Source organism: Chitinophaga polysaccharea (assembly GCF_902150045.1).
GTDB lineage: Bacteria > Bacteroidota > Bacteroidia > Chitinophagales > Chitinophagaceae > Chitinophaga > Chitinophaga polysaccharea_A.
Window position 1 is genome coordinate 155,331 of sequence record NZ_CABFVU010000002.1, and the last position, 24,520, is coordinate 179,850.

General features: G+C 47.2%; 22 protein-coding genes. 10 read left to right on the plus strand and 12 right to left on the minus strand.

From position 1 onward, the window contains the following. Window positions 1–66: 66 nt before the first annotated feature. Genes FN124_RS15140 through FN124_RS15150 form a run of 3 tightly spaced genes read left to right on the plus strand, consistent with a single transcriptional unit; the run spans window position 67 to window position 2,504 of the window. A complete protein-coding gene (locus tag FN124_RS15140) occupies window positions 67–825 on the plus strand; it encodes a prolipoprotein diacylglyceryl transferase (RefSeq protein ID WP_142685666.1) in 759 nt (252 codons plus the stop codon). Beyond that, window positions 818–2,227 (plus strand): radical SAM protein, encoded by a 1,410-nt coding sequence (locus FN124_RS15145; RefSeq protein WP_142685667.1) that lies wholly within the window; start codon window positions 818–820, stop codon window positions 2,225–2,227. The genes FN124_RS15140 and FN124_RS15145 overlap by 8 nt, the downstream gene beginning before the upstream one ends. A gap of 10 nt (window positions 2,228–2,237) precedes the next feature. Then, window positions 2,238–2,504 carry a hypothetical protein gene (locus FN124_RS15150; protein WP_142685668.1) on the plus strand — a complete coding sequence of 89 codons (267 nt, stop codon included), beginning with the start codon at window positions 2,238–2,240 and terminating at the stop codon, window positions 2,502–2,504. Window positions 2,505–2,651: 147 nt separating this feature from the next. Here FN124_RS15150 and leuS read toward each other — a convergent pair whose 3' ends face one another. Continuing rightward, window positions 2,652–5,417 (minus strand): leucine--tRNA ligase, encoded by a 2,766-nt coding sequence (leuS, locus tag FN124_RS15155; protein WP_142685669.1) that lies wholly within the window; start codon window positions 5,415–5,417, stop codon window positions 2,652–2,654. A 259-nt stretch (window positions 5,418–5,676) separates the two neighbouring features. Between leuS and FN124_RS15160 the strand changes: the two genes are divergently transcribed. The 3 genes from FN124_RS15160 (at window position 5,677) to FN124_RS15170 (ending at window position 7,738) form a co-directional block, all read left to right on the plus strand. Beyond that, window positions 5,677–6,549: a cell division protein FtsX gene (locus FN124_RS15160; RefSeq protein ID WP_142685670.1), complete on the plus strand. Its 873-nt coding sequence runs from the start codon at window positions 5,677–5,679 to the stop codon at window positions 6,547–6,549. A 37-nt stretch (window positions 6,550–6,586) separates the two neighbouring features. After that, the gene (locus tag FN124_RS15165) at window positions 6,587–6,862 is read left to right on the plus strand and encodes a DUF3098 domain-containing protein (protein WP_142685671.1); all 276 of its coding nucleotides are present in this window, start codon (window positions 6,587–6,589) and stop codon (window positions 6,860–6,862) included. Window positions 6,863–6,937: 75 nt separating this feature from the next. Further along, entirely contained in the window at window positions 6,938–7,738 is an 801-nt protein-coding gene (locus FN124_RS15170; protein ID WP_142685672.1) for an undecaprenyl-diphosphate phosphatase, read from the plus strand. A 2-nt stretch (window positions 7,739–7,740) separates the two neighbouring features. On the opposite strand, the gene FN124_RS15175 is transcribed toward FN124_RS15170, so the two are convergent. Together FN124_RS15175 and tsaE are read right to left on the minus strand one after the other, a co-directional pair. Beyond that, on the minus strand, window positions 7,741–8,958 hold the full coding sequence (locus FN124_RS15175; protein ID WP_142685673.1) for an alanine dehydrogenase: 1,218 nt from the start codon (window positions 8,956–8,958) through the stop codon (window positions 7,741–7,743). Between the two features lie 42 nt (window positions 8,959–9,000). Then, on the minus strand, window positions 9,001–9,438 hold the full coding sequence (gene tsaE, locus FN124_RS15180; RefSeq protein ID WP_185937226.1) for a tRNA (adenosine(37)-N6)-threonylcarbamoyltransferase complex ATPase subunit type 1 TsaE: 438 nt from the start codon (window positions 9,436–9,438) through the stop codon (window positions 9,001–9,003). A 195-nt stretch (window positions 9,439–9,633) separates the two neighbouring features. On the opposite strand from tsaE, the gene FN124_RS15185 reads away from it, so the two are divergent. Next, window positions 9,634–11,751, plus strand: a complete 2,118-nt coding sequence (locus tag FN124_RS15185) for a heavy metal translocating P-type ATPase (RefSeq protein WP_142685675.1) — start codon at window positions 9,634–9,636, stop codon at window positions 11,749–11,751. A 486-nt stretch (window positions 11,752–12,237) separates the two neighbouring features. Further along, window positions 12,238–14,142, plus strand: a complete 1,905-nt coding sequence (locus FN124_RS15190) for a RecQ family ATP-dependent DNA helicase (RefSeq protein ID WP_142685676.1) — start codon at window positions 12,238–12,240, stop codon at window positions 14,140–14,142. Window positions 14,143–14,334: 192 nt separating this feature from the next. On the opposite strand, the gene FN124_RS15195 is transcribed toward FN124_RS15190, so the two are convergent. Continuing rightward, the gene (locus tag FN124_RS15195; protein ID WP_142685677.1) at window positions 14,335–15,381 is read right to left on the minus strand and encodes a Gfo/Idh/MocA family oxidoreductase; all 1,047 of its coding nucleotides are present in this window, start codon (window positions 15,379–15,381) and stop codon (window positions 14,335–14,337) included. A 51-nt stretch (window positions 15,382–15,432) separates the two neighbouring features. Continuing rightward, window positions 15,433–16,986, minus strand: coding sequence for a helicase HerA-like domain-containing protein (locus tag FN124_RS15200; RefSeq protein WP_142685678.1), 1,554 nt, complete (start codon window positions 16,984–16,986; stop codon window positions 15,433–15,435). 166 nt (window positions 16,987–17,152) lie between these two features. Here FN124_RS15200 and FN124_RS15205 point away from each other — a divergent pair, with 166 nt between their 5' ends. Further along, the gene (locus tag FN124_RS15205; protein ID WP_142685679.1) at window positions 17,153–17,635 is read left to right on the plus strand and encodes a DUF2975 domain-containing protein; all 483 of its coding nucleotides are present in this window, start codon (window positions 17,153–17,155) and stop codon (window positions 17,633–17,635) included. 21 nt (window positions 17,636–17,656) lie between these two features. Beyond that, on the plus strand, window positions 17,657–17,860 hold the full coding sequence (locus FN124_RS15210) for a helix-turn-helix domain-containing protein (RefSeq protein ID WP_142685680.1): 204 nt from the start codon (window positions 17,657–17,659) through the stop codon (window positions 17,858–17,860). Window positions 17,861–17,943: 83 nt separating this feature from the next. On the opposite strand, the gene FN124_RS15215 is transcribed toward FN124_RS15210, so the two are convergent. From FN124_RS15215 to lpxD, 7 genes are read right to left on the minus strand one after another with little or no spacing between them, the layout of a single operon-like run. Further along, window positions 17,944–18,324, minus strand: a complete 381-nt coding sequence (locus FN124_RS15215; RefSeq protein WP_260607463.1) for a co-chaperone GroES — start codon at window positions 18,322–18,324, stop codon at window positions 17,944–17,946. A 57-nt stretch (window positions 18,325–18,381) separates the two neighbouring features. Then, on the minus strand, window positions 18,382–19,221 hold the full coding sequence (locus FN124_RS15220) for an MBL fold metallo-hydrolase (protein ID WP_142685681.1): 840 nt from the start codon (window positions 19,219–19,221) through the stop codon (window positions 18,382–18,384). A 44-nt stretch (window positions 19,222–19,265) separates the two neighbouring features. After that, window positions 19,266–20,540, minus strand: a complete 1,275-nt coding sequence (locus tag FN124_RS15225; RefSeq protein ID WP_142685682.1) for an MFS transporter — start codon at window positions 20,538–20,540, stop codon at window positions 19,266–19,268. Window positions 20,541–20,587: 47 nt separating this feature from the next. Beyond that, window positions 20,588–21,205 carry an ABC transporter ATP-binding protein gene (locus FN124_RS15230; protein WP_142685683.1) on the minus strand — a complete coding sequence of 206 codons (618 nt, stop codon included), beginning with the start codon at window positions 21,203–21,205 and terminating at the stop codon, window positions 20,588–20,590. Next, window positions 21,189–21,989: an acyl-ACP--UDP-N-acetylglucosamine O-acyltransferase gene (gene lpxA / locus FN124_RS15235; RefSeq protein ID WP_079473565.1), complete on the minus strand. Its 801-nt coding sequence runs from the start codon at window positions 21,987–21,989 to the stop codon at window positions 21,189–21,191. Before lpxA ends, FN124_RS15230 begins: the two co-directional genes overlap by 17 nt. Before the next feature lie 4 nt (window positions 21,990–21,993). After that, window positions 21,994–23,409, minus strand: coding sequence for a bifunctional UDP-3-O-[3-hydroxymyristoyl] N-acetylglucosamine deacetylase/3-hydroxyacyl-ACP dehydratase (locus FN124_RS15240; protein ID WP_142685684.1), 1,416 nt, complete (start codon window positions 23,407–23,409; stop codon window positions 21,994–21,996). A 40-nt stretch (window positions 23,410–23,449) separates the two neighbouring features. Beyond that, a complete protein-coding gene (gene lpxD / locus FN124_RS15245; RefSeq protein WP_079473567.1) occupies window positions 23,450–24,499 on the minus strand; it encodes a UDP-3-O-(3-hydroxymyristoyl)glucosamine N-acyltransferase in 1,050 nt (349 codons plus the stop codon). Window positions 24,500–24,520: the final 21 nt, after the last annotated feature.

Sequence of the window (24,520 nt, forward strand, 5' to 3'; positions counted from 1 at the left end):
ATTTTGTATGGCTTGACTTTCGTCTAAATATAAATATTAATTTGTGTATTAAATAATGCTGGTCCTTTGCAGTTCCCCGTTTATATCAATTTGTTTTCCTTACACCTTCCGCTGCATGCAGTAACGGAAACCCTGGGCATGTTTACCGGCTTCCGCTATTTTTTATACCTGCGCAGGCGGCAGGGCGACCAGGTGGAGAACAATAACCGCCTCTGGGCTATTATAGGTGCTATTTTCGGCGCTTTGCTGGGAAGCCGGTTGTTAGGTGCGCTGGAGAATCCTCCGGGCCTGTACCAGGCCAGTAACCTGCTGCTTTACATTTATCAGAATAAAACTATTGTAGGAGGATTGCTCGGCGGCCTGGCAGGAGTAGAGCTGATCAAAAAAGCGGTAGGAGAGCGGCATTCTACTGGCGACCTTTTTGTGTACCCGCTGATACTGGCCATGATCATAGGCCGCATAGGCTGCTTTACCATGGGCATTTATGAAGAAACCTACGGTTTACCCACTTCATTGCCATGGGGCCTTGACCTGGGCGACGGTATCTCCCGGCATCCTGTATCTCTCTACGAAATTATTTTTCTGATGTTATTATGGCAGATGCTGAGAGCTGCCGGCCGGCGCTATCCCCTTGTAAATGGCGCGCGGTTTAAATTTTTCATGATCAGCTACCTGCTGTTCCGTTTCGGGCTCGATTTTATCAAGCCCGGATACCGTTTTGCTTTCGGCCTGGGATCCATACAGCTGGCCTGTTTGGCAGGATTGCTTTATTATTCACCGGTGATCATTTTCCCATCACGACTAACACAAAAACAATATGGCTGAAAAAAATTATACCTATTACGATTTTACCCTCAGCATCTGCAGTACCTGTTTGCGTCGTGTAGATGCCAAGGTGATATTTGAAGATGAAAAGGTTTTCATGGTAAAACATTGCCCGCATCACGGAAAGGAAAAGGTGTTGATAGCCACTGATATCAATTATTATAAAAATACCCGTAACTATAACAAACCGTCTGAAGCGCCCCTTAAAACCAATACCAGCACGCATTATGGCTGCCCGTATGATTGTGGGCTCTGTAAAGACCACGAACAGCATTCCTGCCTGAGCGTGATTGAAGTAACAGATCGCTGTAACCTTACCTGTCCTACCTGTTATGCAATGTCATCGCCACATTACGGCCGGCACCGCACCCTGGAAGAAATAGAACAGATGCTGGATATCATCGTGGAAAATGAAGGGCAGCCGGATGTTGTGCAGCTCAGTGGGGGAGAGCCTACTATCCACCCACAGTTCTTTGAAATATTGGATATCGCCAAACGTAAGCCTATAAGGCATCTTATGATCAATACCAACGGTGTGCGCATAGCAAAGGACAAAGAGTTCACCGCACGCCTGGCTACCTATATGCCGGATTTTGAAGTATATCTTCAGTTCGACAGCTTTAAGCCGGAGGCGCTGGAACGCATGCGGGGAAAGGATCTTACGGACGTCCGAAAACAGGCGCTGGAAAATCTCAATGAAGTGAATCTCAGTACTACGCTGGTGGTTACACTGCAACGTGGGGTGAATGAAGATGAAATAGGAGCCATCATCGAGTATGCCCTGAAGCAGCCCTGTGTTCGCGGTGTTACCTTTCAGCCGGTACAGGTGGCTGGCCGTACTGATGGCTTTGACCCCGCTACCGACCGTATTACGCTAACAGAAGTGAGACAGCGCATCCTCGAACAATCGCCGGTCTGGAATGATCATGACATTATTCCCGTTCCCTGTAATCCCGACGCCCTGGCTATGGCCTATGCGCTCAAAATTGACGGGCAGGTGTACCCACTTACCCGCTATGTAGACCCGGCCATACTACTGAACAACTCAAAAAATACCATCGTATATGAGCAGGATGAAAGACTGCATCAGCACATCCTGAAAATATTCAGTACCGGTATCTCCACTGATGCAGCTGTCAATGATATGCAGTCGCTGCTTTGCTGCCTGCCACAGGTACAGGCTCCCGGCCTCGACTATACGAACCTGTTCCGCATCGTGATCATGCGCTTCCTGGACGCATACGATTTTGATGTACGGGCTATCAAGAAATCCTGTGTCCATATTGTTCATAAAGATGGCCGTATCATCCCGTTTGAAACCATGAACCTGTTTTACCGTGATGATAAGGAAACATATTTGAAGCAACTCCAGGAAGAACGGACATTTATTCCCATTATTTAAACGATGATGTATGAATGAGTTTTTCAAAAACGTACTTTTATTTACACTTATCCCCCTGGCCATCTTGCTGTTGATGTGCATGAGTGATGAAGGCATTGTGATGGCGGGGATCCTGGCCCTCGTACTGGTGGGTGGCTATTTTATAGTTGGCCTCATCCTGATCATTGCAAATAAAAATCAGATTGGGAAGGCGATGTTGCTTTCTTCAGGGATTATTTTGCTGATCGGGTTATCTATGTGCGGGATTGCTTTAAGCGGGATAAGTGTTATCAGGTAGGAAGCATATATGAAGAATATTTTAAAACATGCGGTGCTGGCATCGCTGCTCCCACAGGGATCTAAAATTGCCGGCTATCTCCATCAGGCAAGGAAAAGGGGGGTGTCATTTTTTGACACCCCCCTTTTCTATAAAATTCAGTGATCCTTATATCACTACATTGATCATTTTCCCTTTTACAATGATCACCTTTTTAGGCGCTTTACCTTCCAGCCATTTCTGTACTATCTCACTGGCAAGAACTTCCTTTTCAATGTCCGGTATAGCGGCATCCAGGGGGAAGCCCATTTCAGAGCGGGTTTTACCGTTGATGGCAATCGGGTAATTGAAGGCGCTTTCTTTGATATACTGCTCTTCAAATACCGGGTAATGTGCATTCAGGATGCTTTCATTATTGCCTATGTACTGCCACAGTTCCTCGCACAGGTGAGGTGCATATGGGGTAAGCAGGATCAGCAACGGTTCCAGGATGCTCCGCTTGTGACAGCGCAATGTGGCGAGTTCATTTACACAGATCATAAACTGGCTTACTGCTGTATTGTAGGAGAAGCTGGCAGTATCATGATCTATTTTCTGGATGGTTTTGTGGAGTATTTTCAGCTCCTCCGGTGTGGCAGGTTGCTCATAAACGAGGATGCCTTTCTGCTCATCGGCAAACAGGCGCCACAGTTTTTTCAGGAAACGGTGAACGCCTTCAATACCTTTGGTATCCCAGGGTTTGGATTGTTCTACCGGCCCCAGGAACATTTCGTACATGCGGAAAGTATCAGCGCCGTATTTTTCTACCAGGTCATTTGGATTAACGGTATTGAATAAACGTTTGCTCATCTTTTCCAGCTGTACGCCGCAGATGTATTTGCCATCCTCCAGTATGAATGTTGCATCTGCAAAGTCCGGCTTCCATTTTTTGAATGCTTCTGTATCCAGTTCTACCCCATCTACAATATTTACATCCACGTGCAGCTCATCTGTTTCATACTGGTCTTTCAAACCGTGCGATACATATTGATGCGTTCCGCGAACACGATATACCAGCCGGGAACTGCCACCAATCATACCCTGGTTGATCAGCGATTTAAACGGCTCATCAAAACCAATATGTCCCAGGTCGTACAATACCTTGGTCCACATACGGGAATAGAGCAGGTGGCCCACAGCGTGTTCGGTGCCGCCTACGTATACATCTACCTGGTTCCAGTAATCGGTGGCTTTACGGTCCGCAAAGGTTTTATCATTGTGCGGATCCATATAGCGCAGGAAATACCAGCTGCTGCCGGCATAACCAGGCATGGTATTGGTTTCGCGTTTTACGCCGGGGGCGATGTTTACCCAGTCGCTGATATTGGCCAGGGGGCCTTCACCTTCTTCCCCGGGTTTATAGTTTTCCACGTGTGGTAATTCCAGTGGAAGATCTTTTTCGTCCATGGCATATGGAACCCCGTCTTTATAAACGATTGGGAAGGGCTCTCCCCAGTAGCGTTGGCGGCTGAAGCCGGCGTCGCGCATTTTATAGTTGATCTGGCGTTTGCCGATACCCAGTTCTTCCAGTTTGGTGATCACCACATCCATAGCGGGTTTCATGTCCATGCCATTGAGAAAGCCGCTGTTCTGCAGTTTGGCTTCTTTGGTAGGATTAGCTTCCTGCCCGTTGAAGGCGTCGCCAATGATATTGGTGATGGGAATATTGAAATGCCGGGCAAAGCCATAGTCGCGCTGATCGCCGCAGGGCACTGCCATAATAGCCCCGGTGCCGTAACCGGCCAGCACATATTCCGCTATCCACACGGGTATTTCACGGCCATCAAACGGGTTGATGGCGTAGGCGCCGGTAAAGCAGCCGGTGATTTGTTTTACATCGGCCATACGTTCCCGTTCGGAACGGCTTTGCACATATTCCAGGTATTTGTCTATCTCTGCTTTTTGTTCCGGGGTAGTGATCCGCGCTACAAGGTCATGCTCGGGCGCCAGCACCATGAAGTCCACGCCAAAAATGGTATCAGGACGGGTAGTGTATACTTCTACGTGTTCGGTGGAGTTTTTCAGGGCGAACTTAATTTCTGCGCCCTGGCTCTTGCCGATCCAGTTACGTTGCATTTCTTTCATGGCATCGCTGAAGGCTACTGTTTCCAGTCCTTCCAGCAGGCGGTTGGCATATTCGGTGATACGGAGGAACCACTGGCTCATTTTCTTTTTTACCACGGGGTACCCGCCGCGCTCACTTACACCATTCACTACTTCGTCGTTGGCAAGCACGGTGCCCAATGCGGCGCACCAGTTTACTTCTGCATGCGCCAGGTAGGCCAGGCGGTATTGCATCAGTATATCGCGCTGTTCTTTCTCGCTATAGCCTTTCCAGTTAGCCGCAGTGAATTGTATGCTCCGGTCGCCGGGGCAGATATGGCCGGCATTGCCTTCTTTCTCAAAAATAGCTACCAGGGAAGCAATAGGCTCCGCTTTCTTTGTGCTGCGGTTGTACCAGCTTTCAAAGATCTGCAGGAAAATCCACTGGGTCCATTTATAATAGGCGGGATCGCTGGTGGTTACCTGCCGGTCCCAGTCGTAACAAAAGCCAATATTATCCAGTTGTTCACGGAACGCTTTGATATTCTGTTCGGTGGTCACGGCAGGATGCTGACCTGTTTCAAGGGCATATTGCTCCGTAGGCAAACCAAAAGCATCGTATCCCATTGCGTGGAGTACATTAAAGCCTTTTAGTCTTTTATAGCGGGAATAGATATCCGTTGCAATGTATCCCAGCGGATGACCTACGTGTAAGCCGGCCCCGGAAGGATAGGGGAACATGTCCAGTACATAACATTTGGGCTTTGGACTGTCATTACTCACCCGGTAAGCATGCGATTGCTCCCATTGTTGCTGCCATTTTTTTTCGATTGCCCTGAAATTGTATTCCATATCGGTTGTAGATGAACCTTAATTGTCCGGATATAACAATACGTCCGGTCATTAAGGCGTTATCAGTTATAATTTAAAAAGTTGTACAATGCATGTTCAGCAAAATAATGTTAAATTCATTAATACTCCAATGTCATTCCCTAACATCTCTCTATATTGCTGTTCTATTGCCCGGAAAGACTGTATTACCTGACCGGGTTGGCAAAATTAAACACATAACTACTAATTTTTATTATTTTCGCCGATAAACTGCAGATTAATGGCGCAATCCGGGAAATCATCAGCAAAGAAGTCGAAACCATCCTACCTGTACTCCATCATTGGTGTAGCACTGGTATTGTTTTTACTGGGCACACTGGGTCTGGTGGTAATACATGCTAATAAGCTGAGTGTGTATTTTAAGGAAAGCATAGAGATACAGGTAATCCTCCGGGACAATGTAAAAGAAGCACAGGCCATAGCCCTGCGCGATTCCATGTCGCACAAGCCATATATTAAGTCCATTGAGTATGTGTCTAAAGACATGGCAGCACAGCGGTTCAGGAAGGATTTCGGGGAAGATTTTATTACCCTCCTGCAATATAACCCGCTGTACAGCAGTATCAATATAAAGGCTAACGCCAATTATGTGAACAACGACAGCCTGAAGATCATTGAAAATAAGCTCTCACAGCAAAGCATTGTACGGGAAATATCTTATCAGCGCATGCTGGTGAGCAAACTGAACGAAAATGTAAACAGGATAGGATTAATTATCCTGATCATCAGCGGGTTGCTTTGCCTGGTGGTGATATTCCTGATAGATAATACCATTCGCCTGGCCATGTTCAGTAACCGCTTCCTGATCAAAACCATGCAGATGGTGGGGGCCACCCGCTGGTTTATCGCCAAACCGTTCGATCTGCGGAGTATAGCCAATGGCGCCATTGCCGCAGTAATAGCTATCGCCGGCCTGATAGGCATTATGTCCGTAGCCGATAAGCTGTTGCCTGAACTGGCAGGACTGCGTGATAACCTGATGATAGCGCTCCTTTTCATAGGCATGATCCTGATAGGGATCAGTATTTCACTGGTGAGCACACACCGCTCGGTAATGAAGTACCTGCGCCTTAAACTGGACGATCTGTATTAATTTTAAAACCTTTAATGAAGATATAATACCAAACACTATGGCTAAAACAGCTTTAAATAAGGGGGCAGAAAAGGCGTTGGCCGATAGCCGCCCTATTTTTCCAAAAGAGAACTACAAATTCATGCTGGCCGGTATTGTGGTGATCATCCTGGGCTTCCTTCTTATGATGGGAGGCGATTCCAGTGATCCTAACAGCTTCAAACCGGAGCAGGTATATAGCTTCCGCAGAATCACCCTGGCGCCCATTGTTATTGTGCTGGGCCTGGTGATAGAAGTGTATGCTATTATGCACCGCCCAAAACCAAAGGCATAATTGCTTCTATAAAAGTATTTTAACAGCGATGATCCCTCATCGCTTTTTTTTTAACTTTTAACCATATTAAATTCGATGAATGTTTTTCAGGCTATCATTATTGCCATCGTGGAAGGTTTAACGGAATTTCTGCCGGTTTCCTCCACCGGGCATATGATCATTGTGAGCGCGCTGCTGGGTATTGGTAAAGATGAGTTCACCAAACTATTTGAAGTTGTGATCCAGCTGGGTGCCATCCTGGCGGTGGTGGTATTTTATTGGAGAAAATTCCTGGTTTTTGATAAAAACCGCTTCAGCTTTTACCTGAAACTGGCCATAGCCGTGATCCCCGCGTTAATCCTCGGCGTCCTGTTCAGCAAAAAGATCGATGCCATGCTGGAAAGCCCCCTTACAGTAGGTATCACATTGCTGGTAGGAGGTATTATCCTCCTGTTTGTAGACAACTGGTTTAAAGAGCCTACGATTCTCACAGAAGAAAAAATAGATATTTTCACCGCCTTACGTATTGGATTTTACCAGTGCCTGGCGCTTATTCCCGGTACCAGCCGCAGTGCAGCCTCCATTATTGGCGGTATGCAGCAAAAGCTGTCCCGTAATGTATCCGCCGAGTTCTCTTTTTTCCTGGCAGTGCCCACCATGGCTGCTGCAACCGGCTATAAACTGCTGAAGGGGAAGGAGTTATTAACTGCGCACCCGGAAAACCTCAAGTTGCTGCTGATTGGTAATATCGTGGCATTTATAGTAGCCCTGGGCGCTATCAAATTCTTTATAGGCGCTGTAAAGAAGTACGGATTCAAAATGTGGGGCTATTACCGCATCGTGGTGGGCATTATCATAATAGCGGCTATACTGCTGGGCTACCAGCTCGAAGTATAACCTTAACCTTTTACCGCCAGCAACAACTCAAGATCAGTATATTTCAGTTTGAATTTTTCGCTGAGATGGTAATTGGTAAGTGCTCCTTTGTACAGATAAATGCCATTACGTACGCCCCGCTTGATCCATACCAGGTTTTCAAACCCGCCGTCATCGGCGGCCTCCACCAGTAAAGGCATCAGCACGTTGCTGATGGCTTCAGAAGCGGTACGGGCAAACCCAGAAGGAATGTTGGGTACGCAATAATGCACCACATCATACTTTTTGAATACGGGGTTTTCATGGGTGGTGATCTCAGAGGTTTCAAAACAGCCTCCCCGGTCAATGCTCACATCTACGATCACGGAGCCTGCTTTCATATTGCTCACCATCGATTCACTGACCACAACAGGTGTGCGCCCGCTTTGCGATGATAACGCTCCTACGGCCACATCGGCATTGCGAAGCTGCTCTGCCAGCACTTTTGGCTGGATAACGGAGGTGAATACACGTACCCCGATGTTGTTCTGCAGCCTTTTCAGCTTGTAAATATTATTATCAAATACTTTTACGGAAGATCCCAGGGCAAGCGCAGTACGGGCTGCAAACTCACCCACGATGCCGGCGCCTATGATCACTACCTTAGTAGGCGGAATACCGGTAACACCGCCCAGGAGTATCCCTTTCCCTTTGTTATCGTTGCTCAGATATTGTCCGGCAATCAGCATACAGGCCCCCCCTGCTATTTCGCTCATGGCCCTTACAATAGGGTAGGTGCCTGCATCATCTTTCAGGTTCTCGAAAGAGAGCAGCGTGATGCGTTTATCCATCATTTTCTGCACCTGTGGCGCTTTCAGCGCAGCCAGGTGAATAGGGGAAATAACGATCTGGTGCGGGTGCAGCAGTTCTATCTCCTCATCGTTCAGCGGTGCGGATTTCACGATGATCTCCGCTTTAAAGACCTCTTTTTTATCGTATACGATTTCTGCCCCGGCTTCTGAATAGTCGGTATCGTAATAATGGGAGCCGTCCCCGGCTTTATGCTCAACTACTATATGATGTCCGTGTGCCGCTAGAATGCTGACTGCATCGGGCGTAAGGGCAATCCGGTTTTCCTGGAAGGATGTTTCTTTCGGGATACCTATAAACAAACGGGAATTTTTCTGCGGAATATCCAGCGTTTCTTCCAGTGGTGAATAGGTAAACCCGGCACTTACTACAGGTTTTTGCCTCTGCTCCATATGCGTGTTCAGTTTTTTTAAATCGAAGTATTCAAAGATACATCATTTGGAAGATGAAGCGATTTCACGCAGAACCCTTTTTTGATCCGGCTGAACTTCCAGCCGCAGGTGAACGGTATCCGGGGGGAGCATATGTGCTACTAAATCGGGCCATTCTACAAAGCAGATAGCGTCCTGGTAAAGGGTGTCTTCCACGCCGGCGCTGATGGCGTCGGCTTCGTCCCGCAGCCGGTACAGGTCCAGATGGAAGATCCTGCGGGGCTTTCCCTGGGTATCCGTGTAGGCATATTCATTAATGATCGAAAATGTAGGGCTCGCAGTAGCGTCCTGCACGCCTTTGGCGGCGCATAAAGCCTTTACCAGGGTGGTTTTCCCTGCCCCCATTGGGCCGTCAAGCGTGAAAACCTGTTTATCAGCGAATTGATCCCAGAACTGCCGGGCAGTTTCCGGTAATTGATCCAGTGTAAATGTCCATTGCATCCCCAAAAATAAGGAGAAAGCAATAGATCCACACCTGATTCTGCAAAAGTTGCAGCACTGCATCAAAAATAGGCTAAAGCCCTTGTCCAGCCTGTTTCCGGGTGCTTCCCCTGTAGTTCTGCCGCTTCGTTGCATTAATATTTTATCTGCCTATTTCATCTGCTGCTAACTTTGTAAAAAACGGAGAGATGTCAGATGATAGCCATTAATTGCAAGGTAGAAGGAATGCATTGCACCAGTTGTGCCCTCGGCGTTTCCAAATACCTGGAGAAAAAAGGGATGCAGGACGTTAATGTCAGCTTTGCCACCGAAGAAGTGAGCTTCACCGCACCGGAAGGCGCTAACTCAACGGAAATTCTCAACGGGATCACCCAAATGGGATACCGTGTAGTAATGCCGGAAGATAAACCCGCAGAAAAGAAGATATACTCTACACTTACATTCAAATTTATTTTTTGTTTCATATTTACATTGCCCCTGCTGCTGCATATGTGGGTTAGTTGGTCCTGGTTACATGAGCCATGGGTACAGTTTGGTCTTACGCTGCCTGTATACCTGGTGGGAATGTGGCACTTCGGTCGCAGTGCGATACGCTCCATCATCAACCGCATGGCCAATATGGACGTGCTGGTGTCTCTGGGGGCAACGGCTGCTTTTGTTTACAGCTTTGTAGGCACCGTGGTATATGGCAACCCGGATTATATGTTTTATGAAACTGCAGCGGCTATTATTACGCTGGTATTCCTGGGCAACCTCCTGGAAGAAAGATCTGTGAAACAGACCACCACCGCTATTGCCGAGCTGGCCCGCATGCAGATCACCACTGCCCGGCTTATCGACACCAACCATGGTCATGAGCACATTCGTGAAGTAGATAACCGTACCCTGCGTACAGGCGATTGCGTATTGGTGAATACCGGTGATAAAATACCTATGGATGGTACCATCTACTGGGGCAGTGGCCATGCCAACGAATCCATGATCACCGGTGAAAGCGCACCTGTGGGCAAAAAAGAAAAAGATAAAGTAATAGGTGGCACCATACTGGAAGACGGGACCATCAAAGTATATATTACTGCCACCGGCAAGGATACGGTGCTGTCGTACATCATTGAGCTGGTAAAACAGGCGCAATCCGACAAGCCTCCCATGCAGAAACTGGCCGACCGTATCAGCGCCATATTTGTTCCCCTGGTATTAGGCATCGCCCTGGTTACCTTCCTGGGCTGGTATTTTATAGGGCATACCACCCTGGCCACCGCCATGATGCGCAGTGTAGCCGTACTGGTTATTTCATGTCCCTGTGCTATGGGATTGGCCACACCGGCCGCTGTAATGGTAGGACTGGGCCGCGCTGCCCGCAATGGGATCCTCATCAAAGGAGGGCATACCCTGGAAATGTTTAAAGACATCCGGCAGGTTGTATTCGATAAAACAGGTACACTCACCACAGGAAAGCTTCAGCTGGGAGAATACCGCTTTTTTGATATGCCGGAGGAAGACTTTAAACAGGTGGTGTACAGCCTGGAAAAATATTCTTCACATCCTATTGCGCGGTCTATAGCGGCGATCTGGAAATCTGCCGGGGAAGTGCCGTTGCAACAGGTCCGGGAACACAAGGGCCTGGGCATGCGCGCCAGCGATAAAGCTGGTAATGAATGGCAGTTAGGCTCTTTCCGCATGGCGGTCGGAGTTACGCAAGATGATAGCCATAACCTGTACCTCATAAAGAACAGGCAACTGGCGGGATGGATCGATTTTACCGATGAAATCAGGCCAGAAGCCGCCCAGGTGATCACACAATTACAGCAATCCGGCATTAAGGCCGTTCTGCTGAGTGGCGATACTACCCGCAAATGCAGCGAACTGGCTGCCAAACTGGGTATCACGGAAGTATATGCGGAGCAGTCGCCGGAACAAAAGCTGCAGCAAATAGACGCGCTCATGAAAGCCGCACCTACCGCTATGGTGGGCGATGGTATCAATGATGCGCCGGCACTGGCAAAAGCCACCATCGGAATCTCTCTTAGTGATGCCACACAGGTAGCCATGCAAAGCGCCAACGTAGTACTGCTCAATAATAACCTTGGCTCCCTGCCACTGGCACTGGGACTTGGCAAACATACTTATCTCACCATCAAACAGAATCTTTTCTGGGCATTTATTTACAACGTAGTGGCGATACCGGTAGCGGCCCTCGGCTTCCTGAACCCTATTGTGGGCGCTGGTGTTATGGCTATTTCAGACGTGGTGCTGGCCATAAACTCCATAAGGCTGCGCTATAAAAAAGTGACCGGCGCGAAGGTTGTCTGACTCAGGATTTTGATGATTTCGCTGATTACTTTGATTTTATTTTTTCTTTTTATAAATGCTACCACTAAATTACCATCCGGGCAATAAGCGGCAAAACCAATCCGCCGTTTTTGCCGTTTTTTGCCAAACTATTTACAAACCGCTTTTACGCCTCAAACTGGGCTAAGTACATGCACTAAGCATTGAAAGTGCATCAGTAGTTCGTGTTGACCGTATGAGGGGTGTATGAGGACTGTATAGTGAGTACTACACATAGACGACTCCTAAGTATCTGAGAAGTATGCGACAGGTATGCAGGAAGTATCTGTACTCCCATTCAATTACCACTGTTTCGCAAATCTCCCGGCCCTGTATGCAGAGAATTATCCCTCGGTGATCCCTGATATACTAATACTAAAATCAAGTAATCAGCGAAATCATCAAAATCCTGAGTCAGACAAAATCCGCGCTAATCGCGTATCTTCGCATTAACCATTAAATTTTTATTTGAGCACGCCCGTAGCCATATTACAGCAATATTGGGGATACGAACAGTTTCGCCCCTTACAGGAAGATATCGTGAACGCTGTACTGGAAAGACAGGATACACTGGCTTTGCTTCCCACCGGCGGCGGCAAGTCCATTTGTTTCCAGGTGCCGGCCATGATAAAGCCCGGGCTATGCCTGGTGATCACTCCTCTCATTGCGCTGATGAAAGACCAGGTGGCTAATCTCAAAAAAAGAGGGATCACCGCCTATGCTGTGTATTCCGGAATGCCCTTCCAGGAAGTAGAAAGAGTGCTGGAAGCCGCCCGGCGCGGAGGATGCAAGTTCCTGTACGTATCTCCTGAACGACTGCAAAGCAAACTTTTTCAAACCTATTGTGATGGGCTCCCGGTAAATTTGCTGGCTGTTGATGAAGCACATTGTATCTCGCAGTGGGGATACGATTTCCGCCCGGCATACCTGCAGATCGCAGATATCCGTAGCTTCTTTCCCGATGCACCGGTGCTGGCGCTTACCGCTTCAGCCACCCCACGGGTACAGGCAGACATCTGCGAGAAACTACTGATGAAAGATGCCAGAGTTTTTACCAAAAGCTTTGCCAGGTCTAATCTTTCATACAGCGTACTGGAAGAACCCACTAAAATTGATAAGGTAAAACATATACTGGACCGCGTGCCCGGTTGTGGCATTGTTTATTGCCGTAACCGCAAACGTACCAAAGAAATTGCGTCGCTGCTGGAGTTACAGGGGATCCCTGCCAGTTATTACCATGCCGGTTTGCCACAGGCTGAAAGAGCCGCAAGACAGGAAGCCTGGATCAATAATGAAACACGCATCATGGTTTGTACCAACGCCTTCGGTATGGGCATCGATAAACCCGATGTGCGCATTGTAGTGCATTACGATATGCCCGACGGGCTGGAGGCCTATTACCAGGAAGCCGGCCGCGCGGGCAGGGATGAACAGAAAGCATATGCGGTGCTGTTATACAATGAAGAGGAGCTTGCAGAAATGCATGAGCGGATTGCATTGCAGTTTCCTACACTGGAACAGATCAGGGAAGTATACCAGGGCATTGTTAATTACCTGCAGGTGCCCGTTGGCAGCGCAGAAGGTTTGTACTTCGATTTTGATATCAACGATTTTGCCCGCACTTTTCACCTTAATCTCACCATGGCATACAGCGCTGTGCGCCTGCTGGAACAGGAAGGCGTGCTGCAACTCAGTGAAAGCGTATTCCTCCCGTCTCGTGCAGAATTTGTTACCAATAAGGAGTCCCTTTATGAATTTGAAAATGCTTACCCCGCCCTGGAGGAAATCATTAAAACACTGTTACGCACCTACGAAGGGATTTTCGATAATGCAGTACCCATTTACGAGCGGCAAATAGGCCGTATTATGCTTACGGAAGATGATGAGATCGCGGCCCAGCTGCAGCAACTGCACCAATATGGCATAATAAATTATCAGCCCCGCCGCGATGAACCGCAGCTGTGCTTCCTGCAGGAACGGGTATCTGCACAAAACCTGCGCATCAATATGGCGAGGGTGGAAGTGCGTAAAAAAGTGTATGCCGACCGGCTGGAAGCGATGTTTACGTATGCCCGTAACCGTGATATATGCCGCACACAGCAACTGGTGGCTTACTTTGGGGAAAAAGACGCTGTACCTTGCGGCGTTTGTGATGTTTGTTTGAAAAAGAAATCACAGCCAATAGATGCCGCCGGGTTTAAACGTATATCCGATCACGTTATCACAGTGCTGAAAGAGCAACCACTGCTGTTTAATGTGCTGCAAAACAAACTGCCTGACGTAAAAAGAAGCGACCTGATGGAAGTATTGCAATTCCTCAACGAAGAAGGGCTGGTAGTACGGGACGACGCCGGACGGCTCTCCTGCCCTTAAGCGGATTTTGTCTGACTCAGGATTAAACTTATTTCGCTGATTACGCTGATTGGATTTTATAACTGATTAAAAAGATTTGGGGAGAAATAAGCGAAAGTATCCGCTTAAATCTCCCCAAATCATTTTAAATACAAAGTAATCCAATCAGCGTAATCAGCGAAATAAGTTTAATCCTGAGTCAGACAAAACTCGCTATAGATCGATCACCTTGCCTTCTTTGCTGCTTTCAAAAGCAGCTTCAATTACTTTGATCACTTTAATGGCATCCTGCGCAGGTACCGGGTTAGGGGCTTTATTTACCAATGCTTCGTAAATGCCCTGGTAATAATCCATGTAGTTGCCATGGCCACCGGGAATATACTTCTTTACCACTTCACCATTAATTTCTGTATGAAGCAGGCCCCATTCATGTGGTTGTTCTGCTCCCCAGTCCGGGCTGTCGGGGAATAAGCCTCTCTGTAACTGTGCTTCCTGGATATCGGATTTTGTTTTGATAAAGGAACCGATACGGCCATGCAGCTGGTAAGCCGGCAGGGCTTCACGCACCAGGTAGTTGCACTTTACGCGGGCCCGCAGGTTATCGTAGTAAAGTACCAGTTCAAAGTAATCATCCACAACAGAATCGCGACGGATGATGCGGATATCAGCCCATACCCGTTTAGGCATGCCAAACAGGGTAATGGCCTGGTCGATGAGATGAGAGCCCAGGTCGTACAGGGCGCCGGTACCAGGGCCTCCTACTTCTTTATGCTTTTTATAGCTCAGCTCTTCCTTGAAACGGTCGTAGTGTATTTCTGCTTCCAGTACATCGCCCAGCTGACCGGACTGCAATACCTGTTTTACAACTTTATAGTCGCTGTCGTAGCGGCGATTGTGGTAAACGCTGAGCAGCAGGCCTTTTTCAGCGGCCAATGCGGCCAGTTTTTCCCCCTCTCCGGCGTGGACGGTAAAGGGCTTTTCCACGATCACATTCTTTCCTGCTTCCAGTGCGGCTTTTACAAAATCGAAGTGTGTGTAGTTGGGTGTATTTACCACAATCAGTTCCAGGTCTTTGTCGGCCAGCATATCTTCCATGCTCGTATATACTTTAACGTTAGGATAGCGCTGACGTGCCAGGTTTTTACTTCTTTCTACTACTGCTGTAAATTCAAATCCAGGGTTCACATGCAGGAAAGGGGCATGAAATATCTGTCCAGACATGCCGTACGAGCATACGCCCGTTTTAATAATTCTACTCATACTCTTAAATATATTGATGTAAGCAGACAGCGAATTGCTGTCGTTGCGTAATTAAAACCAGCTTTTACTTTTACTGCTTTTTCCGCCGAGACCCAATGCGCCTAAGAGGCTGCGGGTGATAATGTTGGCGGCAGTGCGGCCCACCTGCCGGGCTACAGAGCTATCCATTACCTGTTCCAATACGCCTTTTTCCTGTTTTTGTTTGCCGGAAGATTTAGGTGCTGCTTCAGCGGCAGCGGTCTTTTCGGCTGCCTCCTGCAACTTGGCGGTAAGGATCTCATAAGCGCTCTGGCTGTCAATTTCCTCGCCGTATTTTTTTACCAGCTTGGAGTTATTTACCAGCCCGTCAATTTCTGCGGTTGTCAGTACATCCATGCGTGACCTGGGCGATACCAGCATGGTGGCGGCCAGGGGGGTAGGAACGCCCTTTTCATTTAAACAGGTGATGAGCGCTTCACCAATGCCTATCTGGGTAAGCAGTTCATCTGTTTTATAGAAGTCGGACAGCGGGTAGTTTTCCGCAGTTTGCTTGATGGTTTTCCGGTCGTTGGCAGTAAAGGCGCGCAGGGCGTGTTGTACCTTAAGACCGAGTTGGCCCAGTACAGAAGGAGGTACATCCATCGGGTTTTGGGTACAGAAGAAAATACCCACACCTTTTGAACGGATCAGTTTAATAATAGTGTCTATCTGTTTTAACAGGGCATCGCTGGCCTCATTGAAAATAAGATGGGCTTCATCAATAAACATTACCAGCTTGGGCTTATCCAGGTCGCCTTCTTCAGGAAGGGTGGCGTACAGTTCTGCCAGCAGGCTGAGCATGAAGGTAGAAAAGAGTTTCGGCCGGTCCTGTATATCACTTACACGCAATATGGATATGATACCACGGCCATCGTCGCTGATACGCATCAGGTCATCTACCTCAAAAGATTTCTCTCCAAAAAAAAGCGCGGCGCCCTGTTGTTCCAGTTCAATCACCTTACGCAACACTGTGCCGGTGGAGGTAGTAGATATCTTCCCGTAATCTTTTTCCAGATCTGCTTTACCTTCATCCCCTGCAAACTGCAATACTTTTTTAAAGTCTTTCAGATCGAGTAGGGGCAGTTTATTATCATCGCAATACTTGAAAAGCATGGCTACCAGCCCTGCCTGCGTGTCGTTCAGCTCCAGTATCTTCGACAGGAGGATAGGTCCGAACTCGCTAACAGTGGCGCGTAAGCGTACGCCCTTTTCCTGGCTGAGCGATAACAGCTCAGAAGGGTAGGCTGCGGCGCTCCAGGTACCGCCTATTTTCTGGTAACGTTCCGCAATTTTGGGATTGTCGGTACCTGCAGCAGCGATACCACTGAGGTCTCCTTTAATGTCCATCAATAACACTGGTACACTGGCATCGCTAAGCCCTTCAGCGATCACCTGCAATGTTTTTGTTTTACCTGTACCGGTAGCGCCGGCAATTAATCCATGACGGTTAAGCGTTTTAAGCGGCAGGAAAACATCCGCGCCGGTTACTACTTCACCGTTCAGCATGGCACAACCCAGCTTGAAATGCTCGCCTTTAAAAGTATAGCCGCTTTTGATATATTCCAGAAATGCATCCTGATTGGCCATGACGTAATTTTTTTTATGAAGATAATAAAAAGAACAAGCGGTTGAGCTTCAAATTATTATCAGGCATTATGTACTGTTTATCGATCATTAATTATTGATAATCGATAAATTTATTTTGAATTTCGATAAAGTAGAAATACCTTTGAGGTAATAAACAGGGCGTAACATGAAAATCAGTAAGTATCTTCTCCCGTTGAAAATCGTGCTGCTCGTTTCTGTATTGATCAGCGTTTATATCACGATCTTTAATGGTGTTGCTTTTTTTCAGTCAGGGTTTAATCCTGATACGCCGGGCCTGAAAGTAGCGGTGCTTCAGAATACTATACTGGGATTACTTTACCTGTTAATGACCTTTTACCTGTTCCGGCTGCTGATTGGTGCGGGAAGTGAAGATATTATCTCCCGGAAAAATCTGAGTGCAGTAAAAGGGATCTTACTTGTTTTATCTGGCCTGTTGCTCACCAAAATTGTTTTTGCATGGATAGCAGCAGATAATGTGAAGGTGTACAACAACCGGCTTTATTTCAGATTGCTGAGTGTACTGGGAGCCAGCTGGGAGCTGCTGATGGCTTTCATGGTGATCCTGGCGCTGGCCATCGTTTTCGAAAGAGCGGTAAGCCTCAAGGAAGAACAGGCGCTCACCATTTAATGACCTAAACTGTAATATACAATGGGGATAATTGTCAATCTGGACGTGATGCTGGCCAAAAGAAAGATGTCGCTGACAGAGCTGAGTGTACAGGTGGGCATTACGATGGCAAATCTCAGTATATTAAAAAGCGGCAAAGCGAAAGCCATCCGTTTTTCCACACTGGAAGAGATTTGCAGGGTACTGCAATGCCAGCCGGGCGATATATTGGAATACAAGGAATAGAGTGCTTTTTCATACATGATAGACAAAAAAAATCTGCTATTCGTTAGCAGATTTTTTTTATTTAATAAGATGAATAAGATGTTTTACAGGTCTTCTTCTCTTTCCAGCATTAAAATAGCAGCCTGCGGTACGATATAATAGGTTTCCTCCTCGTATACCACCGCTGTGGAACCACTGAGCAGGAAAATAGCCAGGTCGCCTTCTTTCACCTGTAATGGAATATACTTTACTTTTTCTTCTTCCGGTTTCCAGGCTTCGTCATTGTCGGCCGGTACCGGTATAACATATCCCGGCCCTGTTTTGATCACATAGCCGCGTTGAACCTTTTCCTTTTCCTGTACTCCCGGGGGTAGGTATAACCCACTGCTGGTACGCTCGTGGGGAGTAGCTGGCTTTATCAGCACACGGTCGCCCACAACGATCAGTTTTTTCAATTTATTATCTGTTGTTATATGTATAGCCATACATTGTTGCTATCAAATATAATGCAGCAGCAAAAAAAATGACAGACTGACAGTGATCTAAATACTACTGAGTGAAAAAGTTTCACCTGCCCGGATACCTTTTTCAGTTTGTTGCAGCATACAGCATTCATTTACTGGGTCGTGTTCCAGGTAAAGGATAAATTCCTTGTCAGCAGCTTCCTGCAGGAAGCTCTTCTTTTCCTGCAATGTTTTCAGTGGAAACATGTCATACGCCATTACATATGGCAATGGAATATGACCGGTGGAAGGCAACAGGTCAGCCATGTATACAATAGTTTTACCCTTGTAGCTGATCTGTGGCAGCATCATGGCATCGGTATGTCCGTTGGCAAAGCGGATCGAAACATGTTCAGTGAAATTCACTCCTTCAAGATGATCAATAAATTTCAGCTGACCGCTTTCTTGTATTGGCAGTATATTTTCTTTCAGGAAAGAGGCCTTTTCCCGGTCGTTAGGTTGTGTGGCCCATTTCCAGTGGTCCTCATTGCTCCAGTAGGTAGCATTTTTAAATGCGGGAACCAGCCGTTCGCCCTGGCGGATAATGCTGCCGCCGCAATGATCAAAGTGAAGATGGGTCAGGAACATATCGGTGATATCATCACGGTGGAAACCATGTGCTGCCAGTGATTTATCAAGGGTGGCATCGCCATGCAGATAATAATGGCTGAAGAACTTTGCGTCCTGTTTGTTGCCAATGCCGTTATCTACCAGGATGAGGCGGTTGCCGTCTTCAATGAGCAGGCAACGCATGGCCCAGGTACATAGATTGTTTTCATCTGCAGGGTTCAGTTTATTCCAGATAGTTTTGGGCACTACGCCAAACATGGCGCCGCCATCCAGTTTAAAGAATCCTGTTTCAATGGTGTATAATTTCATTATTCTTAAGTTTTACCGGAGTTGCTTATTGAAAGGTACTTAATTCAGGCCAGCTGTTTTTGCTTGCGCAGGGCAGAAATGATCCAGATCAGCCCGATCACAAAAAATACCACCAGCGCCAGTACGGAATTACGCATGTCTTCGGTGATATCATCTATATAAGCAAATGAAAACATACCAATTACAATCGACAGCTTTTCGGTAACGTCGTAGTAACTGAAGAAGGAAGTGGTATCTTCTGTTTCCGGCATCAGCTTGGCATACGTAGAACGGCTGAGCGATTGTATGCCTCCCATTACCAGCCCTACCGCAGTGGCCAGCAAATAAAAATGCATGGCTGTTTGCATTTTGTAACCGGCAATACAGATGCCTATCCAGAATATAACAACGGCAATCAATACAGGTAAATTGCCAAAGTGTGCAGAAAGCCTGGCCATGCTCCATGCACCGGCAATAGCCACTATCTGGATAATCACTACGGTAACGATCAGCATTTCATCCGGCAGTTTCAATACTTTACCGCCGAAGATGGTGGCTGCCATCATTACAGTTTGCACGCCCATACTGTAAAAGAAAAATCCGCGGAGAAATCTTTTCAGTACCGGCAATTGTTTTACCTGGGCATATACTTTCCTTAGTTCTCTAAAACCTTCCGTAAATGCGCTGCCGCCGTGCTGTGGGTTGGTAGCAATGCTTTTGGGCAGGCGGGCAAAAGTGATTTGTGCAAAACCAAACCACCAGATACCAACCAGCAGGAAGGTAAGCTGTACCGGCTGGCTTTTACCCAGTCCCAGTTTAGGTCCCATTACCACCAGGCCAAATCCCAGCAACTGTAAAATCACACTGCCCACATATCCTAAACTGTAGCCGCGGGCACTGATACGGTCCCTGTCTTCCGGAGCGGCGATTTCCGGCAGGTACGAATTATAAAATACAAGGCCGCCGCAATAGCCGATGGTAGAGAGGATAAAGCATATCACGCCCAGCAGCAGATGGTCGCCATCAAAAAAATAGAGCGCGCTGCAGGAGAGCGAGCCCAGTATAGTAAAGAAACGTAGAAAATTCTTTTTATTGCCCCTGGTATCCGCAATAGACGACAGGATAGGAGAGGCGAAGGCCACCAACAGGTAGGCGGCGGCCATGGAGTAGTTGTACAATGCGGAGTTTACAAAGTTCATTCCGAGGAAGGAAACATGTTCGCCTGTAACCGCTAAGAAATAGATAGGAAAAAAAGTAGTGGTGATAACGAGGTTGTACACGGAGTTAGCCCAATCGTACATGGCCCAGCCATTAATCACTTTCTTACTGGCAGTCTTCATATAGCTTTTAGCTTTTCACGAAGATAATATTCCCGTTGATTTTATCTTTATTTATAATCCATGATATGAATATGCTCGCGGCACATGAAGTATTCCTGTTCATCGTTGGAGCTTACAATAATAAGGCGGTTGCCTCCATAATCATTGATGAGCTGCTGGTATACCGAGATGCCTGCAGCATCAAGATTGGTACAGGGTTCGTCGAGCAGGAGAACAGGAACATCTGAGAGTATAGCCAGGGCCAGCTTGATACGCTGTTTCATCCCGGAAGAAAAATTGCGGAGTTGTTTATTGGCGGCTTTTTCCAGTCCAACCAGCTGCATGGCTATGGCCGGTGTGATACCGGGCAGGAAATTTTTGAACTGTTGATGGAATTGGATGATCTCTGTAAGAGTGAATTCTTCAATGAGCTCAAGATATGGAGCTGCAATGGCACAATACCGGAAAAACGCATCTGGAGCGATGGGTTTTTCCGGCGTGCTATAGGTAACGGTGCCTTCATTATGCTGAATGGCGCCGCTGATCACCTGTAATAGAGTGGATTTCCCTGAACCATTGGGACCCAGTATGGCATAGCGTTGGCCTTCACTAAAGGTGAGGGTTACCCGACGGAAGATCCAGTCGTAGTTAAAACGCTTACCTGCCTGGTTAAGAGATATCGTCATTGGTTCTGGAAGTGTAGCCTCTCATGATACCACGTCCTGATTCACGGATGAACGACAGGATCTCATCTCTTTCATCGGTGGCAGGAAATTCTGCTTCGATGATATTCACGGCTTTTGATAATTTATAACCTTTTACAAAGATAACGCGGTAAATGTCCAGGATAGAGTTGATCTTTTCAAGAGAAAAACCTCTTCTCTTCAGTCCTACGGAATTTACGCCCACATAGGAAAGTGGTTCACGTGCTGCTTTTACGAAAGGAGGTACATCTTTACGCACCATGGAACCACCGGTTACAAATGCGTGATCGCCTACTTTACAAAACTGTTGGATGGCCACCATGCCGGCCAGCACTACGTGGTCGCCCACAGTAATATGCCCGGCGAGGGTGGTATTATTTGAAAATACGCAGTAGTTACCTACTTCGCAATCGTGTGCAATGTGGCTGTATGCCATGATCAGGCAGTTATTCCCGATTTTGGTTTTCCATTTGTCTTTAGTACCGCGGTTAATCGTCACATATTCACGGATAGTGGTATTGTCGCCGATTTCAACGGTAGTTTCTTCACCCGCAAATTTCAAATCCTGGGGGATGGCAGAAATAACAGCGCCCGGAAAAATACGGCAGTTCTTGCCGATACGGGCTCCTTCCATAATGGTTACGTTGGAACCTATCCAGGTACCATCACCGATTTCTACGTTTTTATGTATAACGGTAAATGGATCAATTTTTACATTAGGCGCAACTTTGGCGTCCGGATGTATGTATGTAAGCGGGTGGATCATGCTATTATTTGCCTTCTCTTGTTTTTATAATTTGTGCTATCATGTCGGCTTCAGTAGCTACTTTATTGCCGATGAATACTGTCCCCCGCATTTCCACAAGCCCTCTTCTGATGGGGCTCAGCAACTCCATTTTCAGGATCATGGTGTCACCCGGAACTACTTTCTGTTTGAATTTGCAGTTATCTATTTTGAGGAAATAGGTATCATAGTTTTCAGGATCAGGTACGCGGTTCAGTGCCAGGATACCGCCTACCTGCGCCAGCGCCTCCAGTTGCAGAACGCCCGGCATTACAGGGTTGGAAGGGAAATGGCCCTGGAAGAAATGTTCGTTGAAGGTAACGTTCTTGATACCTACAACTTTCTCTTCTCCCAGTTCAATGATCTTATCTACCAGCAGCATCGGGTAACGATGCGGCAATGTCCTTTCAATACGTGGGGTATCAAATACAGGTGGCTGATTGGGATCGTATACAGGTACGTCTTTGTTATGCTTGTTCTTTTTGATATACGCTTTAATGGCACGGGCAAACTCCACGTTTGATGCGTGGCCCGGTCGGTTGGCGATGATATGTGCATTGATCGGGTAACCGATCAGGGCCAGGTCGCCTACCACATCCAGCAGTTTATGACGTGCCGGCTCATTCGGGAAACGTAATTCTATATTGTTCAGGATACCTTCTTTCTGTACGGAAATGGTTTCCCGGTTAAATACTTTTGCCAACCGGGTCAGTTCTTCTTCCGTTACCGGTTTATCTACCACTACAATCGCATTGTTGATATCGCCGCCTTTGATCAGGTTAAGCGACAGCTGGTATTCCAGCTCATGCAGGAAACAAAAAGTACGGCAGGGTGCAATTTCGGTTTTGAACTCCTCAATCCCTTTCATTTTAGCGTGCTGGGTGCCCAATACCGGGGAGTTGAAATCGATAAGACAGGTAATACGGTAATCCACTGCCGGCATCGCCACCATTTCTACCTTTTTCTTCTCATCATAATAACTGATGTTGGTATCAATAGTATAGTATATTTTTTTTGCGTCCTGGTTCTGTAAACCAATTTTCTCTATCGCTTCAATAAAGGCATAGGCGCTGCCGTCCATGATTGGAATTTCTCCGGCATCCAGTTCCACCAGCACGTTGTCTACACCAGTACCTGCCAGGGCGGCCATGATGTGTTCCACAGTACTTACCCTGGCGCCATTGTGCTCAAGTGTAGTGCTGCGGGTTGTTTCTACCACATAATCCACATCGGCTTTCACGATGGGCTGTCCCGGCAGGTCGATACGCTGAAACTTAATCCCGTGCCCCGGTGTTGCCGGCTTAAGGGTCATATTAACTTGGGCGCCTGTATGCAAGCCGATACCCGATAAGGTAATTTCGCCTTTCAGGGTATGCTGGTATTGCAACTGTTGAATTTCCATAATAAGCTAACTAATATATAACTATTTAATCAGTAATCATTTATACACCCGCCCTTTCCTGCAGCAGTTGTTTTACCATCTCTTCAAGTTCCTTCACGCGCTTTTCGAGGTCCGGCAAATTTCTAAAAATTGCCTGACTTTTTAGCGAACTTTTATAATCGTACGCCGGGGAGCCGGTGAGGGAGGTATTAGGTACTGTAATAGATTTGGATAAGCCGCTCTGTGCGTTGATCTTGGTGTTGTCGGCGATATGGATATGTCCTACCATACCCACCTGGCCGCCAATAACGCAGTTCTGGCCAATTTTGGTACTGCCGGAAACCCCGGTTTGGGCGGCAATTACGGTATTGATGCCAATATCCACATTATGCGCCACCTGGATCAGGTTATCCAGTTTTACGCCCTTACGGATCACCGTACTGCCCATGGTAGCCCGGTCGATGGTTGTATTGGCGCCAATTTCCACATCATCGTGGATCACTACATTGCCGATCTGGGGCACTTTTTTATAGGAACCGTCCGGCTGGGGGGCGAAGCCAAAGCCATCGCCGCCAATCACGCAACCGGCGTGCAGCATTACGCGGCTGCCCACAATGCAGTTATCATATACCTTTACGCCTGGATACAGGATAGAATCGTTGTTAACAATCACGTTATCGCCCAGGTAAACGCCGGGATATATTTTTACGTTATTGCCCAGTACTACGTTCTCGCCAAGGTATGCGAACGCGCCTACAAATACATTCTCACCCATCTTTACAGAGGCCGGAATGTAGGAGGGTTGCTGTATGCCCGACTTATTGCCGGTCAGGTACCTGTACTGCTCCAGTAACAGCGCAAAGCTGCTATAGGCATCCTTTACCCGGATAAGGGTCGATTTGATGGGACGCTCAATCACCAGGCTCTCATTCACGATCAGAATGGAGGCATTGGTGGTATATATGAATTCTTCATATTTAGGATTGGCAATGAAACTGAGCATACCCTCGCCAGCTTCCTCAATCTTGGCGATGTTGCTCACCTTTACGTCCGGATTTCCCTCCAGCTTACCATCTAACATGGTAGCTAATTGTAATGCGCTAAACTGCATAGTTTAAAATTGTAATGTTTT

What these genes read in the sequence shown, in the direction of transcription:
- FN124_RS15215 (WP_260607463.1), bottom strand. Translation starts at nt 18,324, where the DNA reads ATGGCTATACATATAACAACAGATAATAAATTGAAAAAACTGATCGTT.
- FN124_RS15230 (WP_142685683.1), bottom strand. Translation starts at nt 21,205, where the DNA reads ATGACGATATCTCTTAACCAGGCAGGTAAGCGTTTTAACTACGACTGG.
- FN124_RS15210 (WP_142685680.1), top strand. Translation starts at nt 17,657, where the DNA reads ATGGGGATAATTGTCAATCTGGACGTGATGCTGGCCAAAAGAAAGATG.
- FN124_RS15175 (WP_142685673.1), bottom strand. Translation starts at nt 8,958, where the DNA reads ATGGAGCAGAGGCAAAAACCTGTAGTAAGTGCCGGGTTTACCTATTCA.
- FN124_RS15225 (WP_142685682.1), bottom strand. Translation starts at nt 20,540, where the DNA reads ATGAAGACTGCCAGTAAGAAAGTGATTAATGGCTGGGCCATGTACGAT.
- tsaE (WP_185937226.1), bottom strand. Translation starts at nt 9,438, where the DNA reads ATGCAATGGACATTTACACTGGATCAATTACCGGAAACTGCCCGGCAG.
- FN124_RS15195 (WP_142685677.1), bottom strand. Translation starts at nt 15,381, where the DNA reads ATGAGTAGAATTATTAAAACGGGCGTATGCTCGTACGGCATGTCTGGA.
- FN124_RS15160 (WP_142685670.1), top strand. Translation starts at nt 5,677, where the DNA reads ATGGCGCAATCCGGGAAATCATCAGCAAAGAAGTCGAAACCATCCTAC.
- lpxA (WP_079473565.1), bottom strand. Translation starts at nt 21,989, where the DNA reads ATGATCCACCCGCTTACATACATACATCCGGACGCCAAAGTTGCGCCT.
- FN124_RS15200 (WP_142685678.1), bottom strand. Translation starts at nt 16,986, where the DNA reads ATGGCCAATCAGGATGCATTTCTGGAATATATCAAAAGCGGCTATACT.
- FN124_RS15185 (WP_142685675.1), top strand. Translation starts at nt 9,634, where the DNA reads ATGATAGCCATTAATTGCAAGGTAGAAGGAATGCATTGCACCAGTTGT.
- FN124_RS15240 (WP_142685684.1), bottom strand. Translation starts at nt 23,409, where the DNA reads ATGGAAATTCAACAGTTGCAATACCAGCATACCCTGAAAGGCGAAATT.
- FN124_RS15205 (WP_142685679.1), top strand. Translation starts at nt 17,153, where the DNA reads ATGAAAATCAGTAAGTATCTTCTCCCGTTGAAAATCGTGCTGCTCGTT.
- FN124_RS15145 (WP_142685667.1), top strand. Translation starts at nt 818, where the DNA reads ATGGCTGAAAAAAATTATACCTATTACGATTTTACCCTCAGCATCTGC.
- leuS (WP_142685669.1), bottom strand. Translation starts at nt 5,417, where the DNA reads ATGGAATACAATTTCAGGGCAATCGAAAAAAAATGGCAGCAACAATGG.
- FN124_RS15220 (WP_142685681.1), bottom strand. Translation starts at nt 19,221, where the DNA reads ATGAAATTATACACCATTGAAACAGGATTCTTTAAACTGGATGGCGGC.
- lpxD (WP_079473567.1), bottom strand. Translation starts at nt 24,499, where the DNA reads ATGCAGTTTAGCGCATTACAATTAGCTACCATGTTAGATGGTAAGCTG.
- FN124_RS15170 (WP_142685672.1), top strand. Translation starts at nt 6,938, where the DNA reads ATGAATGTTTTTCAGGCTATCATTATTGCCATCGTGGAAGGTTTAACG.
- FN124_RS15165 (WP_142685671.1), top strand. Translation starts at nt 6,587, where the DNA reads ATGGCTAAAACAGCTTTAAATAAGGGGGCAGAAAAGGCGTTGGCCGAT.
- FN124_RS15150 (WP_142685668.1), top strand. Translation starts at nt 2,238, where the DNA reads ATGAATGAGTTTTTCAAAAACGTACTTTTATTTACACTTATCCCCCTG.